The 12,560-nt window shown below is 69.5% G+C and carries 12 protein-coding genes; 4 read left to right on the top strand and 8 right to left on the bottom strand.

The features are described from left to right. The first annotated feature begins 63 nt into the window (after window positions 1-63). Window positions 64-492, top strand: a complete 429-nt coding sequence (locus KF871_RS12625; RefSeq protein WP_291142857.1) for a VOC family protein — start codon at window positions 64-66, stop codon at window positions 490-492. Between the two features lie 45 nt (window positions 493-537). On the opposite strand, the gene KF871_RS12620 is transcribed toward KF871_RS12625, so the two are convergent. Further along, window positions 538-903, bottom strand: a complete 366-nt coding sequence (locus KF871_RS12620) for a hypothetical protein (protein WP_291142854.1) — start codon at window positions 901-903, stop codon at window positions 538-540. A 98-nt stretch (window positions 904-1,001) separates the two neighbouring features. Continuing rightward, the gene (locus KF871_RS12615; protein WP_291142851.1) at window positions 1,002-2,609 is read right to left on the bottom strand and encodes an iron ABC transporter permease; all 1,608 of its coding nucleotides are present in this window, start codon (window positions 2,607-2,609) and stop codon (window positions 1,002-1,004) included. 95 nt (window positions 2,610-2,704) lie between these two features. Between KF871_RS12615 and KF871_RS12610 the strand changes: the two genes are divergently transcribed. Further along, on the top strand, window positions 2,705-3,823 hold the full coding sequence (locus KF871_RS12610; protein WP_291142848.1) for an ABC transporter ATP-binding protein: 1,119 nt from the start codon (window positions 2,705-2,707) through the stop codon (window positions 3,821-3,823). On the opposite strand, the gene KF871_RS12605 is transcribed toward KF871_RS12610, so the two are convergent. From KF871_RS12605 to KF871_RS12595, 3 genes are all read right to left on the bottom strand, one after another. Continuing rightward, window positions 3,816-5,069 (bottom strand): PepSY domain-containing protein, encoded by a 1,254-nt coding sequence (locus tag KF871_RS12605; RefSeq protein WP_291142845.1) that lies wholly within the window; start codon window positions 5,067-5,069, stop codon window positions 3,816-3,818. The two genes, KF871_RS12610 and KF871_RS12605, sit on opposite strands and share 8 nt — an antisense overlap. 27 nt (window positions 5,070-5,096) lie before the next feature. After that, window positions 5,097-5,594 (bottom strand): copper chaperone PCu(A)C, encoded by a 498-nt coding sequence (locus tag KF871_RS12600; protein ID WP_291142842.1) that lies wholly within the window; start codon window positions 5,592-5,594, stop codon window positions 5,097-5,099. Window positions 5,595-5,661: 67 nt separating this feature from the next. Beyond that, window positions 5,662-6,048, bottom strand: coding sequence for a DUF2946 family protein (locus KF871_RS12595; RefSeq protein ID WP_291142840.1), 387 nt, complete (start codon window positions 6,046-6,048; stop codon window positions 5,662-5,664). 106 nt (window positions 6,049-6,154) lie between these two features. Here KF871_RS12595 and KF871_RS12590 point away from each other — a divergent pair, with 106 nt between their 5' ends. Beyond that, window positions 6,155-6,799 (top strand): glutathione S-transferase, encoded by a 645-nt coding sequence (locus KF871_RS12590; RefSeq protein WP_291142837.1) that lies wholly within the window; start codon window positions 6,155-6,157, stop codon window positions 6,797-6,799. A gap of 115 nt (window positions 6,800-6,914) precedes the next feature. Here the strand turns inward: KF871_RS12590 and KF871_RS12585 are convergent, their stop codons facing one another. After that, the gene (locus KF871_RS12585; protein ID WP_291142875.1) at window positions 6,915-9,008 is read right to left on the bottom strand and encodes a PQQ-dependent dehydrogenase, methanol/ethanol family; all 2,094 of its coding nucleotides are present in this window, start codon (window positions 9,006-9,008) and stop codon (window positions 6,915-6,917) included. A gap of 258 nt (window positions 9,009-9,266) precedes the next feature. Between KF871_RS12585 and KF871_RS12580 the strand changes: the two genes are divergently transcribed. Next, the gene (locus KF871_RS12580; protein WP_291142835.1) at window positions 9,267-10,505 is read left to right on the top strand and encodes a helix-turn-helix domain-containing protein; all 1,239 of its coding nucleotides are present in this window, start codon (window positions 9,267-9,269) and stop codon (window positions 10,503-10,505) included. On the opposite strand, the gene KF871_RS12575 is transcribed toward KF871_RS12580, so the two are convergent. Beyond that, entirely contained in the window at window positions 10,497-11,240 is a 744-nt protein-coding gene (locus tag KF871_RS12575) for a 1-acyl-sn-glycerol-3-phosphate acyltransferase (protein ID WP_291142833.1), read from the bottom strand. The two genes, KF871_RS12580 and KF871_RS12575, sit on opposite strands and share 9 nt — an antisense overlap. Next, complete coding sequence (locus tag KF871_RS12570; RefSeq protein WP_291142831.1) at window positions 11,237-12,559, bottom strand: dihydroorotase; 1,323 nt, start codon at window positions 12,557-12,559, stop codon at window positions 11,237-11,239. Before KF871_RS12570 ends, KF871_RS12575 begins: the two co-directional genes overlap by 4 nt. Window position 12,560: the final 1 nt, after the last annotated feature.

Raw genomic sequence — 12,560 nt, 5'->3', positions numbered from 1 at the left:
GTCCCCGACAGCGCGCCACTACCGGTGGCGCGTTGCCGACCGCAACACTCAACGGAGCCTTCCATGCCCCAACTTGCTGCCTACCTCGCCTACGACGGCCAATGCGCCGAGGCCATGCACCACTACGCCCGCCTGCTGGGCGCCAAGGTGGAAACCCTGCTCACGTTCGATCAGGTGCCGGGCGAGATGCCGGTGCCTCCAGGCGCCGGGAAGCGCGTCATGCACGCCCACCTGGTGCACCCCGACTTCACCATCATGGCCAGCGACGCCATGCCTGGCATGCCGTTCGACGGCATCAAGGGCGCCATGCTGGCCATCACTTACGAAGGCGAACAGGAGGCCAGACGCATCTTTGACGCGCTGGCCGATGGCGGGCACATCACCATGCCCTGGTCACCTACGTTCTGGGCCGAGGGCTTTGGCATGGTGACCGATCGTTTCGGTACGCCCTGGGGGGTCAACGGAGGCCCCAAAGCCATCCCGTCGCCTTGATCTGGAATCGGCAACCGCGGTTCAGGTTGCCGGTCGGCGACCGGCTCACCCCTGCCGTGCCTTGCTGCTTCGGACAATGGCCGCCGTGATGCGGCTCATGCCCATGCCGATGGACAGGAACCCCACCAGGATGAAGAAGCGGTGGGTCAGTTCATTGAGTTCCGACGGCAGGCCGAACCGCTGATCGAGCACGGTCTCGGTGAGATGGGCCACCCCCAGGATGAGTGCGCCTGCGGCAATCATGCGCATGGCGTTGCCCAGCTTGCCTCTCAGCTGGGTGGCGGCGGCATTCCATGCCAGCCAGATGCCGATGGCGATCAGCACCAGATCGAGCAGAAGGTTGAAAAGGTCGATGGGATCGTGCAACACAGAAAACTCCGGACAGATGGGAAAACAGCGCATGGTGCGCAACACCCTCGCTGTCCGTCACACCGCTCCGCCGGGGGCCTCGAGGACAAGCCCGGTGGCTGACACCTACTGCCCTTGCACCACGTGCAGCCCGCTGCCGCTCACTTCTGCCGCAGCGCGCGGCTGAGCATGATCACCGGCACCAACCCCACCAGCACCAGCGTGAGGGCAGGCAAGGCGGCCTCGCCCAGGCGCTCGTCGCGCGCGAGCTGGTAGGTCACTACGGCCAGGGTGTCGCTGTTGAAGGGTCGCAGCACCAGCGTGGCCGGCAGCTCCTTCATCACGTCGACGAACACCAGCAGCGCCGCGGCCAGCGTGGCGCGCCGCAGCAGCGGCCAGTGCACGCGGGCGGCCAGCGCGGCGCCGGTGGTGCCCAGCATGCGCGCCGAGTCGTCCAGGCTGACCGGGATGCGCGCATAGCCGGCCTGCACCGACTGCAGGGCCACCGCAGTGAAGCGCACCAGGTAGGCCCACACGATGCCCAGCGCGGTGGCGGTGATCCAGTACGCCAGACCACTGTCGGGGCGCCAGGCCTGCAGCCAGCCCACCGGCAGCAGCAGGCCGACCACGATGACCGCGCCCGGCACCGCGTAGCCCAGGCTGGTCAGTTGCACTGCACCGCGCGTGATGGCGCTGGGCCAGGTGCGCAGCGCAAAGCCCAGGGTCAACGCCACCGCCGTGGCCAGCAGGGCCGACAGGCCGGCCAGCCACACCGAGTTGCGCGACCACTGCACGAACATGCCCCAGGGCAACACATCCCAGCCACCAATCAGCGGGCGCAGCATGAACAGCAAGGGCAGCACGAAGCCGGCCACCACGGGCAGCGCGCACACCGCAATGGCCAGCGCCGCCCGACCACCGCGCAGGCGCACCGGTTGCGCCTCCGCACTGCCCGCGCGCGAGCCGCGCAAGGCGGCGAAGCGCATGCGTCGCTGGGCGCGTTGCTCCACCCACAGCAAGGCGGCCACGGTGAGCAGCAGCACCGTGGCCAGCTGCGCCGCGGCGATGCGGTTGTCCATGGCGAGCCAGGCCTTGTAGATGCCGGCGGTGAAGGTCTGGATGCCGAAGTAGCTGGCCACGCCGAAGTCGGCCAGGGTCTCCATGAGGGCCAGCGCCACGCCGGCCGCGACCGCAGGCCGGGCCAGGGGCAACGCCACCTCGCGGATGCGCCGCGGCAGCGAGGCGCCCAGCAGCCGGGCCGCTTCCATCAGCTGCGCGGCACGCTCGGCCAGCGCGGTGCGGGCCAGCAGGTAAACGTAGGGATACAGCGTGAAGGTGAACACCCAGACCGCGCCCGGCGTGCTGCGGACCTCGGGGAACACGCGCCCGCGCAGGGCGAAGGTGTCGCGGATCCAGGTCTGCAGCGGCCCGCCGAATTGCAGAAAGTCGGTGTACGCGTAGGCGACGACATATGCCGGCATGGCCAGCGGCAGCAGCAAGGCCCACTCGAAGCTGCGCCGGCCGGGAAAGTCGAACAAGGTGACCACGCTGGCCGTCAGCATGCCCACCACGGCCACGCCCAGCGCCACGCTCAGGCACAGCACCAGGGACGTTAGGGTGTAGTCGGGCAGCACCGTCTGCGCCATTTGCGACAGCACGTCGCGCGCCGCGGCGTCGAAGCCGAACCAGGAGCCGCCCAGCGCAAACACCGGCAGCACGAGCACGCCGGCCAGCAGCATCAACAGGGCCAGGGCGGGCCAGCGCAGCATGGGCAATCCAGACGGGCCGATGCGCCGCGAAGCACCCCCATGGGCTTGACCCGCATCAACACAAATGAGAATTGTAGTTATCTACAATGCCACGCATGTTCCTGCAGGTGTCCCAGCTCGAGGTGCGATACGCCGGCGCGGCCCAGTCCGCGGTGGCTGGCGTGTCGTTCGGGCTGGCGGCCGGCGAGATCGGAGTGCTGATTGGCCCTTCGGGTTGTGGCAAGACCACCTTGCTGCGCGCCGTGGCCGGCCTGGAGCGCGCCCAGGGGGGCCAGATCGTGCTCGGTGGCGAGACCGTGAGCGCGCCCGGGCGCCACGTGCCGGCCGAGCAGCGCCGCATCGGCATGGTGTTTCAGGACTACGCCCTGTTCCCGCACCTGGACGTGGCCGCCAACGTGGCCTTCGGTATCCACCACCTGCCGCGCGCCGAGCGCGCTGCCCGCGTGACCGAGGTGCTGCGCCTGGTGGGGCTGGACGGCATGCAGACACGCCATCCGCACGAGCTCTCGGGCGGCCAGCAGCAACGCGTGGCACTGGCCCGCGCCCTGGCGCCCAACCCGCGCCTGCTGCTGCTCGACGAGCCCTTCTCCAACCTCGACGTCGACCTGCGCGAACGCCTGGCCCACGAGGTGCGCGCCATCCTCAAGGCGGCCAACGCCACGGCGCTGTTTGTCACGCACGATCAACTCGAAGCCTTTGCCATTGGCGACCGTATCGGCGTCATGCACGAGGGCCAGTTACACCAGTGGGACGAGGCCTATGCGCTCTACCACCGCCCGGCCACGCGCTTCGTGGCCGAGTTCATTGGCCACGGTGTGTTCACCCCGGCGCAGATCCTTCAGCACGGCGAACAAGTGGCGGTTCAGACGCCGCTGGGCCCACTGCACGACGTGGAGGAATGCCCCCTGCCCACCGCCTACGACGCCGGCCTGTGCGACGTGCTGCTGCGCGCCGACGACATCGTGCACGATGACCACGCGCCGGTGAAGGCGCAGATCGTGCGCAAGGCGTTTCGCGGCTCGGAGTTTCTCTACACGCTGCGCCTGGCCAGCGGCGAGACGCTGATGACCCACGTGCCCTCGCACCACAACCACGCGGTCGGCGAGTGGATCGGCATCCGCGCCGAGGTGGACCACGTGGTCACCTTCCAGCGCGGCGGCAATGCGTCCTCACCACCGGCACCCGGGGTGCCGGTGGCTTCGATGCTCAAGTGACGCTGCGCCCGGGCCGGCGCAGCCACCACATCATCCCCCCGGCCACACACAGCACCACCACCGCCAGGCAGGCCGCCAGGTTGAGCAGCGCGTTCCACCAGCCCAGGTCGCCCTGGTGCAGCGCAATGGCCACCGCCATGGTCCTGGCCAGGCCGTTGTAGTCGGCAAAGCCCAGGTCCACCAGCACCCGGCCGCTGTAGCGATCGATGTGCACGGTGCGGTCACCGGTGGGGCGTTCGAGGTCGCCACTCATGGTGTCGGCCGACACGGTGAAAACGCCGTCCTCGCTTTGCGGCACGGCGATCTGGTGCTGGCCGACAAAGCCCAGGTGCCGCGCGAGCGCGGCCACGCTGTCCAGATCCACGGCGGTGCCGGTGGGCACACCCGTCTCGCCGGCGTCAGCGCCCGACACCGGCAACGGCGTTTGCGCCAGCCCCCAGGGCACTTCCTGCAAGCCGGCGGTGTTGAGCGCAGCGTGCGTGTGGGTCGAGGTCGGCACAGCGTCCCACTTCTCGGCCGGGAAGCTGCCCCAGGCCTGCAGCCACCGGGCGCCGGTGACGTCGGTCCAGGTCAGGCCGCTGAGCAGGAACACCAGCAGCATGGCCCCGGTCCAGGCGCCCAGGGCCCCGTGCAGCGAGCGCCACCAGCCGCGCCCACGCGCCCGCGGCTCGGTGCGAAACCGCGAGGCCCAGCGCTGCGGGCCGCGTGGCCACCAGAGCACCGCCCCGGTGAGCAGCATCAGCAACGCGCCCCAGGCCGCGATCTCGATGAGCCGGTCGCCCATGTCGCCGATCAGCAGCGTGCCGTGGATGCGCTCGGCCCAGGCGAAAGCGGTGCGACCCTTGTCGACCGTGCGCAGCACCGTGGCGCGGTAGGGGTCGACCGCCACCGCCAGGGTGTCGTCGCCGCGCGCGATCACGAACCAGGCGGCCCGGTCGGCCGCGCGCGGCGCCACGTAGGTTTGCAGCCGCCCCTCGGGCACCACCGCCAGCGCGGCCTGCGCCTGGGCGCTGACGGCCTGCACGGTTGGCAAAGGTTCGACCGTGGGATTGACACCCAGCCGGGTCTGGAACCCGGTGAAGAAGACCATCACCGCGCCAGTGATGGCCAGTGTCAGCAGAAAGGGCAGCACCAGCAGGCCGGCATAAGCGTGCAAGCGCCAGGCCAGGGCGTACCAGTTGAAACGCGGTTGGACGCGGGCGCGCGCAGGCGCGCCCGCGCCCGCGGTGTCGGGCGTGTGGGACATGGGAAATGCCTCTGAGTGGCTTGCCGCTCAGGGCTTGTGGTCACCGTGGCCGCTGTGCCCCGCGGGCGGCATGGACATGCCACCGGCCGGCGCCCCCATGGCGCGCGCCATGGCCTTCACCTCTTGCGTGAAGCGTTGCCCGTTGGCGCCTTCGAAAACCAGCGTCAGCGGAACGGCGTCGCCGGCCTTCACGGGGGCTTTCAGGTCCATGAGCATGACGTGGTAGCCACCCGGCTTGAGTTCGACGGTCTGGCCGGCGGCCAGCGGCAGTGCGGGCATGGCGCGCATGCGCATGACGTCGCCTTCCATCTTCATCTCGTGGACTTCAACGATGCCGGCGGCCGGCGAGCGAACCTCGACCAGGCGCACGGCCTCGGGTGCGGTGAGTTTCATGAAGGCGCCGGTGGCCGACTGGGTGGCAACGGTGGCGCGCGCCCAGGGTTCTTGCACTTGAACCTGGACTTTGGGTTGGGCCCAGGCAGTGGCGGCAATGGCAAGCGAGCAGGCAAGGAAAAGGTGTTTCATGGCGGAATCCGAATCAAAAGGAACGACCAGGCGCCACCCTCGCAGGCAACGCCCATCCAGGAACGATTCAGATGCCGACCGGTGGCGCCCGCGCGCTCGCATGTTCGGCGCGAACCACCGCCTGACCCCGCTGGGCCTGGGCCAGCGGCACGGCCTGCGGGCCGGTCTCGGGCAGCACCAGCGCATGCACGGGCGGCATGCCAGCGGCGCCGGCGCTGATGACGCCCCAGGGGCAGATCAGCGCGCCATCGGCGGGGTGCTCCTCACCGCTCGCACCGGCGTCGGTGCGCACCCAGGTGAGGCCGCTGGCGCCGCAGACCTGCACCCAGCCGGCAGCGTCCGCCCCATGGGCCTTGAGCGCCGCCTGCGACAGGGTCGGCGCCAGCGCACCAAAGCAGACCGCCAGCAAGGCGATCCACGCGGTGCTTCGACGGAGCCAGCGTTGCGCAAACATGGGACGGGATTGTAGGCGTGCCACCATCGTCCGCTGCGGGACGCGGCCGGACCCGGGGCCCGCGTAGCATGGCGCTCGCGACTACCCACCCAACGGAGACAAACCCATGCTCAAGCTCTGTGGCTTTTCAGCCAGCAACTACTACAACAAAGTCAAGCTCGCGCTGCTCGAGAAGGGCGTGCCCTTCGAAGAGGAGCTGGCCTGGGTCGGCGAGACCGACAAGACCTGCAGCCCGCTGGGCAAGGTGCCCTACCTCAAGACCGACCAGGGGGCACTGTCGGAATCGACCGTGATCCTCGAGTACCTTGAGGACGCCTACCCCCACCCCGCCTTGCTGCCAGAAGATCCGTTTGCCGCCGCCAAGGTGCGCGAACTGGTGCGCTACCTGGAGCTGCACCTGGAACTGGTGGCCCGCAACCTGTACCCCGAGGCCTTCTTCGGCGGCAAAGTCAGCGACAGCGCCAAGGAAAAGATCGGCCCACAGCTGGAGAAACACATCGCCGGCTTTGCCAAGCTGACCACCTTCGCGCCCTACCTTGCGGGCGACAGCTTCACGCTGGCCGACTGCGCCGGCGCGGTGCACCTGCCCCTGGTGAGCAGCGCCACCAAGATCATCTACGGCCGCGACTACCTGGCCGATCTGCCGGTGCGCGACTACCTCAAGCGCATGGGTGAGCGCCCCGCCGTGCAAAAGGTCAACGCCGATCGCAAGACCAACACCGAGCTGATGCTCAGCCGCGCGAAGAAGTAACGGCCCCGCTCGGGCGCCGGGCCAGTCATCGTGGGGTGCCGAGGATCCGGCTCCGCCGGTCCTCTGGCACCGCCCCCCTCCCAGGGGGGTCGCGCGCAGCGCGGCGGGGGGTGACCTATTTCGGCCGGATGGCGTCCGCCGTGCCCTGGATGAAGGCCTTGATCTTCTCCACCTCGTCCTTGTTGAGCTTGCCGGTGAAGTCGGGCATGCCGCGCGCGGTGGCCGGCCCTTTGAAGACGAACTTGTCCAGGTTGGCAATGACCTGCGCGTCCATGTAGCCGAGGTTGGGGATGTTGCCGCCGCGGTCCACGCCCGGCACGCCGTGGCAGAACACGCAGTTGCTCACGTACAGCGACGTCCCTTCGGGCACGTGCTTGGGGTCGTACTTCACGCCCTCGACCAGCTTGCCCAGCTGGTACGCCACGAAGGCCGGCGGCTGCGCCTTGCCACCCAGTGCGAAGGTGTAGACCGTGCCCGGCCCTTTGCGCTCGGTGGCGCGCGCGGCAATGCCGTACACACCGCCCCAGCCGACCGCGATCGACACGTACTGCTTGCCATCCACCTCGTAGGTGCTGGGCGCGGCGATCACGCCGGTGCCGGTGGGCGCCTCCCAGAGCTTGTCGCCCGTGGACGCGTTGTAGGCGATGAAGCGGCCATCGGCCGTGCCCTGGAACACCAGGTTGCCGGCGGTGGTCAGGGTGCCGCCGTTCCAGGGCGAGACCTGCTCCACCGTCCACGCGGCCTGCTGCTTGATCGGGTCCCAGGCCACCAGGCGGCCAAAGGGCTTGCTGGTGGGCGGCTCCACATTGGCGAAGGTGGCGAGGTTCCAGCCCATGTTGCTGTGCGGCTCACCCGGTCGCACGGCGTTGAACTTCCAGTCCTTGTTGTCGAGCAGCGAGACGGGCACGCTCTGCACCGGCATGTAGGCCAGGCCGGTCGAGGGGTTGAACGACATCGAGTGCCAGTTGCGCGCACCGTAGGGGCTGGGGATGATCTCGCGCGGGCGATCGGCCACGCGGGCAATCTCGGTCTCGATCGGCCGGCCGTTGGCGTCGTAGCCCTTGGCCCAGTTCACGTCGACGAAGTTCTTCGCGGAAATGAACTGGCCATTGGTGCGGTCGATGACGAAGAAGAAGCCGTTCTTGGGCGCGTGCAGGATGACCTTGCGCGGTTTGCCGTCGATGCTGAGGTCGGCCAGGATCATCGGCTGCGTCGAGGTGAAGTCCCAGTTGTCGCCCGGGGTCTCCTGGTAGTGCCAGACGTACTGCCCGGTGTCGGGGTTGAGCGCGACGATCGAAGCCAGATAGAGGTTGTCACCACCGGCCGGACTGCGCTTGCTGCGCGCCCAGGGCGAGCCGTTGCCGGTGCCCACATACATCAGGTTGAGCTCGGGGTCGTAGGCCATGGTGTCCCAGGCGGTGCCACCGCCACCGGCTTCCCACCATTTGCCGGCCGGGTCCCAGGTCTTGGCGGCGCGCTCCATCGAGGCGTCCTCGAAGGGCTTGGACGGATCGCCCGGCACCGTGAACCAGCGCCATTTCTGCGCACCGGTCTTTGCGTCGTAAGCGGTCACGTAACCGCGCACGCCGTACTCGGCCCCGCCGTTGCCGATCACCACGTTGCCCTTGAACACGCGCGGTGCGCCGGTGATGGTGTAGCTGTGCTTGCGGTTGATGATGGTGTCCTTCTCCCAGACCTTCTTGCCGGTGGCCGCGTCCAGCGCGATGAGCCGGCCGTCATAGGAGGCCACGTAGACCTTGCCTTCGTACAAGGCAACCCCGCGGTTGACCACGTCGCAGCAGCCCTTGTAGCCGTCGGCGCGCGGCACCTTGGGGTCGTAAGTCCACAGCCGCTTGCCGGTGCGCACATCGATGGCGTGCACGATGCTCCACGAGGCAGAGACGTACATCACGCCGTCGACCACGAGCGGCGTGGCCTCGACACCGCGGGTGGACTCGAGGTTGTAGGACCAGACCAGCCCCAGGTCCTTGACGTTGGTGGCGTTGATCTGGTCGAGCCGGGAATGGCGCGTCTCGGCGTAGTCAAGACCATAGCTAGGCCAGTCGCGGGTGCTGCGCGCGTTGGCGCGGATGAAGGCCTCGTCGACCTGCCGGGTGGCGGCCGCGAGGTGGGCGCGAGAGCCCTTGGCCGGCGCCTGCGCCTGCGCCGCCAGCACGGCGGACAGCAGCAGCGCGAGGGCCAGGCCCATGCGGGCGCCAGCGGTGCGCAATGAAACGCTCATGGTGTCTCCTGAGTGCCGGTCCGGGCCGGCTTGTGGGGATGTTGTCGGCAGATGCGCACCCACCCGGACGTGGGTGCCACGGTGCCCATGTTCTTCAGCCGCGCCCGTGCCAGCACCCCCGGGGTTACCCGCAGCGCTTGTGTTCCACGGTGGAACATGGCGCAGTGCAGCGAAGGGATTTCCCCCAAGCGGCGCAACCCGGCGCGCCCGATACTGGGTCGCACCATGCCCGCCTCAGCCCAACCCCTTTTCTTTCAGACCGTCGAACAGCGCACCGCGCTGGCGCGGCAGCGCTTCTTCGAAGAAGGCGAGCGCCCCAGCGGCCTGGTCAACGAGGCGGTGATTCAGTCGTGGATGCGCTGCACCGGCGCGCGGCGCAACAGCGCCGAGCCGATCGCCTTCGACCCGGTGACTCGCAGCCGCATGCACGCCTGCCTGACGCGCAACCAGCAATTGCTGGCGGCCGGCAACGAGGAGTTGCAGCAGCTGGCCACGGCACTGAGCGGCACCAACTGCCGCGTGCTGCTGACCGACCCGCAGGGTGTGGTGATCCACGCCAGTGCACCCACGGGTTCGGCCACACAACCGCTGCTCAACGTGGCCTGCCGCGTCGGCGTGAGTCTGGCCGAAAGCGACATCGGCACCACGGCGCCGGGCATCGTGGCCAAGACCGCGGTGCTGTGCGCGGTCAGCGGCGGCGAGCACTACCACGACATGCTGCAGCGCATGCACTGCGCCGCGGCGCCGATCCGCGACGTGCACGGGCGCCTGGCCGGCGTGCTTGATGTGTCCATCGAGGGCAACGGCTTCGGCTTCGACGCTGGCGCGCTGGTGGCGCTGTACGCCAGCACCATCGAAAACCATTTGCTGCGCCTGCAATCCCCCGCCCACCTGGTGCTGCAGTTCCAGGCCAGCCCCAAGGTGCTGGGCACGCCGCTGGAGGCCCTGGCCGGCGTGGATGTGGCCGGTCGCCTCACCTGGCTCAACCCGGTGGCCCAACGCCTCACGGGTGCCGCGCTCGACCAGACGACGGACGTCGCCGAGGTGTTTGGTCAGCCGCTGGACGCGCTGCTGGCCCTGCACCGCGAACCCGCGCCGCGCGCCTGGCGCCTGCCCAATGGCCTGACGGTGTGGGTGCGTGCGCACATCGGCGTTGCCGACGGCGTGGATTTCAACCACGCCGTGGCGCTTGCCGAGCAGGTGGCTGTGGCAACGGCGAGTGACGTAGCGGCGCCGACGCCCGCGGCAACCGTTGTGCACAGCGCGTCACACCTGCCGGACAGCACCCCCGAGCCGGCCACCGCAGCCACGCTGGACCACCACCGCGACCGCGCCATCCAGGCGGCTCTGCAGGCCAGTGGCGGCAACATTGCGCGCGCGGCGCGTCAGCTGGGTGTGTCGCGTGGCCTGCTGTACCGCCGCCTGCGCGCGCAGGGCGACGACCCCGCTCGCGGCTCAGACTGAGGTATCGAGCAACGCCTGCACGGCGGTGCGCAAATCGCCCGCCCAGGTGCGGCGGTCGCGCGCATCGGCCCGCTGGGGTTCACCCAGGCTCACGACGGCGCGCACCGTGTCCGAGCGCAGCGTGCGCCACACCGAAGCCACCAGGGTGTCGTCGCCGATGTAGACCGGGCCGGGGTGCTGGGCGCCGGTGGTGCGATCGAGGTAGCGCAGCGCCATCGGCAACGCCGGGGCACTGGCCGCGATCGCCGCCTGCAGCAGGTTGGCATGAAACGGCAGCAGCGCGCTGCCGTCGCCCGTGGTGCCTTCCGGGAACACCGAGACGATGTCGCCACCCTGCAAGCGCTCGGCCACGCGGTGCACCACGCGCATGGCATCGCGCCGGCTCTCGCGTTCGATGTAGAGCGTGCCCGCACCCGTGATGAGCGAGCCCAGCAAGGGCCAGTGCTGCACGTCCGCCTTGGAGACGAAGCGGCTGGGGTGCACCGCGTTCATGACCAGGATGTCCAGCCACGACAGGTGATTGGCCACCTGCAGCAGCGGCCCGTGCGATGGCACCTCGCCATGCACGACCAGCTCGATGCCCATGATGGCCAGCATGCGGCGCGACCACTCGCGCACGATGAGCTGGCTTTGCGCGTGGGTGAGGCGGCCGAACTGGGTTCGGATGGTCCACAGACCGCTCACCACGTGCGCCACGGCACGCAGCACGCGCAGCAGGGCACGCGCGTGGCTCACGCGCCGAACGCCACACCGTCGGCCACGTGCGCGGCCTGTCCGCCCACCAGCGTGGCACGCACGCTCACGGGCAGCTCGTGACCCTCGAAGGGCGTGTGTTTGCCCTGGCTGAGCAAGGTCGATGGCGTGACCGTCCAGGGTGCGTCGGGGTGAAACACCACCACGTCGGCGGCGCCGCCCACCGCCAGCTGGCCCACGCTGGCCTGCAGCGTGCCCAGGCTGGCGCCCAGCACGCGCTGCGGTCCGCTGGTCAACACGCCCAGCGCCTGTGCCAGGCCAAGGCCGTCCTGCTGCGCCCAGCTGCAGGCCAGGCCCAGCAGCAGCTCGACCGCGGTGGCACCAGGGTCGGCTTCGGCAAACGGCAAGGTCTTGGCATCGCTGTCGACCGGGTTGTGGTCGGACACCAGCGCATCGACGGTTCCGTCGGCCAGGGCCGCGCGCAAGGCATCGCGGTCGCGCTGCTGACGCAGTGGGGGCTGCAGGCGGTAGCGGCTGTCGTAGAAGCCGATGTCCACGTCGGTGAGGTGCAGGTTGTGCACGCTCACATCGCAGGTGATGGGCAGGCCTTCGGCCTTGGCCGCGCGCACCAGCGCCACGCCGGCGGCGCTGCTGAGGCGGCACAGGTGCACATGTGCGGCGTTGCCTTTGATGCTGCGCATGAGCTCGAACAAGGTGTGCAGGGCAATGGTCTCTGCCGCGCTCGGCACACCGGCCAGACCCAGCCGGGTGGCCAGTGGGCCGCTGGCGGCCACGCCCTTGCCCAGCCACAGGTCCTGCGGGCGCAGCCATACGGTGTAGCCGAAGGTGGCCGCGTACTGCAGCGCGCGCAGCAGCACCTGGGTGTTCTGGATCGGCACCTCGGCCTGACCGAAACCGACACAACCGGCCTCGGTAAGTTCGGCCATTTCGGTCAGCACCTCGCCACCCAGCCCGCGCGTGAGTGCGCCAATGGGGAACACCCGCGTGCGGTGCAGCTTCTCGGCACGGAATCGCAGCATGTCCACCAGCCCGGGCTCGTCGAGCACGGGTTCAGTGTCGGGCGGGCAGACCAGCGAGGTCACGCCGCCTGCCGCGGCCGCCGCGGTCTCGCTCTCCAGCATGCCGGCGTGTTCCTGCCCGGGCTCCTTGAGCCGCACGCCCAGATCGACCAGGCCCGGTGCCACCACGCAGCCGCTGGCGTCGAGCGTGCGCGTGGGATGGAAGTCGTCGGCCACGCGGCCGATCGCGATGATGCGGCCGGCGGCGATGGCCACGTCGGCCATCTCGTCGCGCCCGCTGGCGGGGTCGATCACGCGACCGTTCTTGATAAGGATCTTCATG

It is taken from the genome of Hydrogenophaga sp. (genome assembly GCF_019635465.1).
GTDB lineage: Bacteria > Pseudomonadota > Gammaproteobacteria > Burkholderiales > Burkholderiaceae_C > Hydrogenophaga.
Note: the sequence above shows the minus strand (reverse complement) of the source record. Positions and strands in the feature narration are given on the sequence as shown.

Coding starts and splice junctions, on each gene's coding strand:
- KF871_RS12580 (WP_291142835.1), top strand. CDS start 9,267: ATGCCCGCCTCAGCCCAACCCCTTTTCTTTCAGACCGTCGAACAGCGC.
- KF871_RS12595 (WP_291142840.1), bottom strand. CDS start 6,048: ATGTTTGCGCAACGCTGGCTCCGTCGAAGCACCGCGTGGATCGCCTTG.
- KF871_RS12605 (WP_291142845.1), bottom strand. CDS start 5,069: ATGTCCCACACGCCCGACACCGCGGGCGCGGGCGCGCCTGCGCGCGCC.
- KF871_RS12590 (WP_291142837.1), top strand. CDS start 6,155: ATGCTCAAGCTCTGTGGCTTTTCAGCCAGCAACTACTACAACAAAGTC.
- KF871_RS12570 (WP_291142831.1), bottom strand. CDS start 12,559: ATGAAGATCCTTATCAAGAACGGTCGCGTGATCGACCCCGCCAGCGGG.
- KF871_RS12615 (WP_291142851.1), bottom strand. CDS start 2,609: ATGCTGCGCTGGCCCGCCCTGGCCCTGTTGATGCTGCTGGCCGGCGTG.
- KF871_RS12610 (WP_291142848.1), top strand. CDS start 2,705: ATGTTCCTGCAGGTGTCCCAGCTCGAGGTGCGATACGCCGGCGCGGCC.
- KF871_RS12600 (WP_291142842.1), bottom strand. CDS start 5,594: ATGAAACACCTTTTCCTTGCCTGCTCGCTTGCCATTGCCGCCACTGCC.
- KF871_RS12585 (WP_291142875.1), bottom strand. CDS start 9,008: ATGGGCCTGGCCCTCGCGCTGCTGCTGTCCGCCGTGCTGGCGGCGCAG.
- KF871_RS12625 (WP_291142857.1), top strand. CDS start 64: ATGCCCCAACTTGCTGCCTACCTCGCCTACGACGGCCAATGCGCCGAG.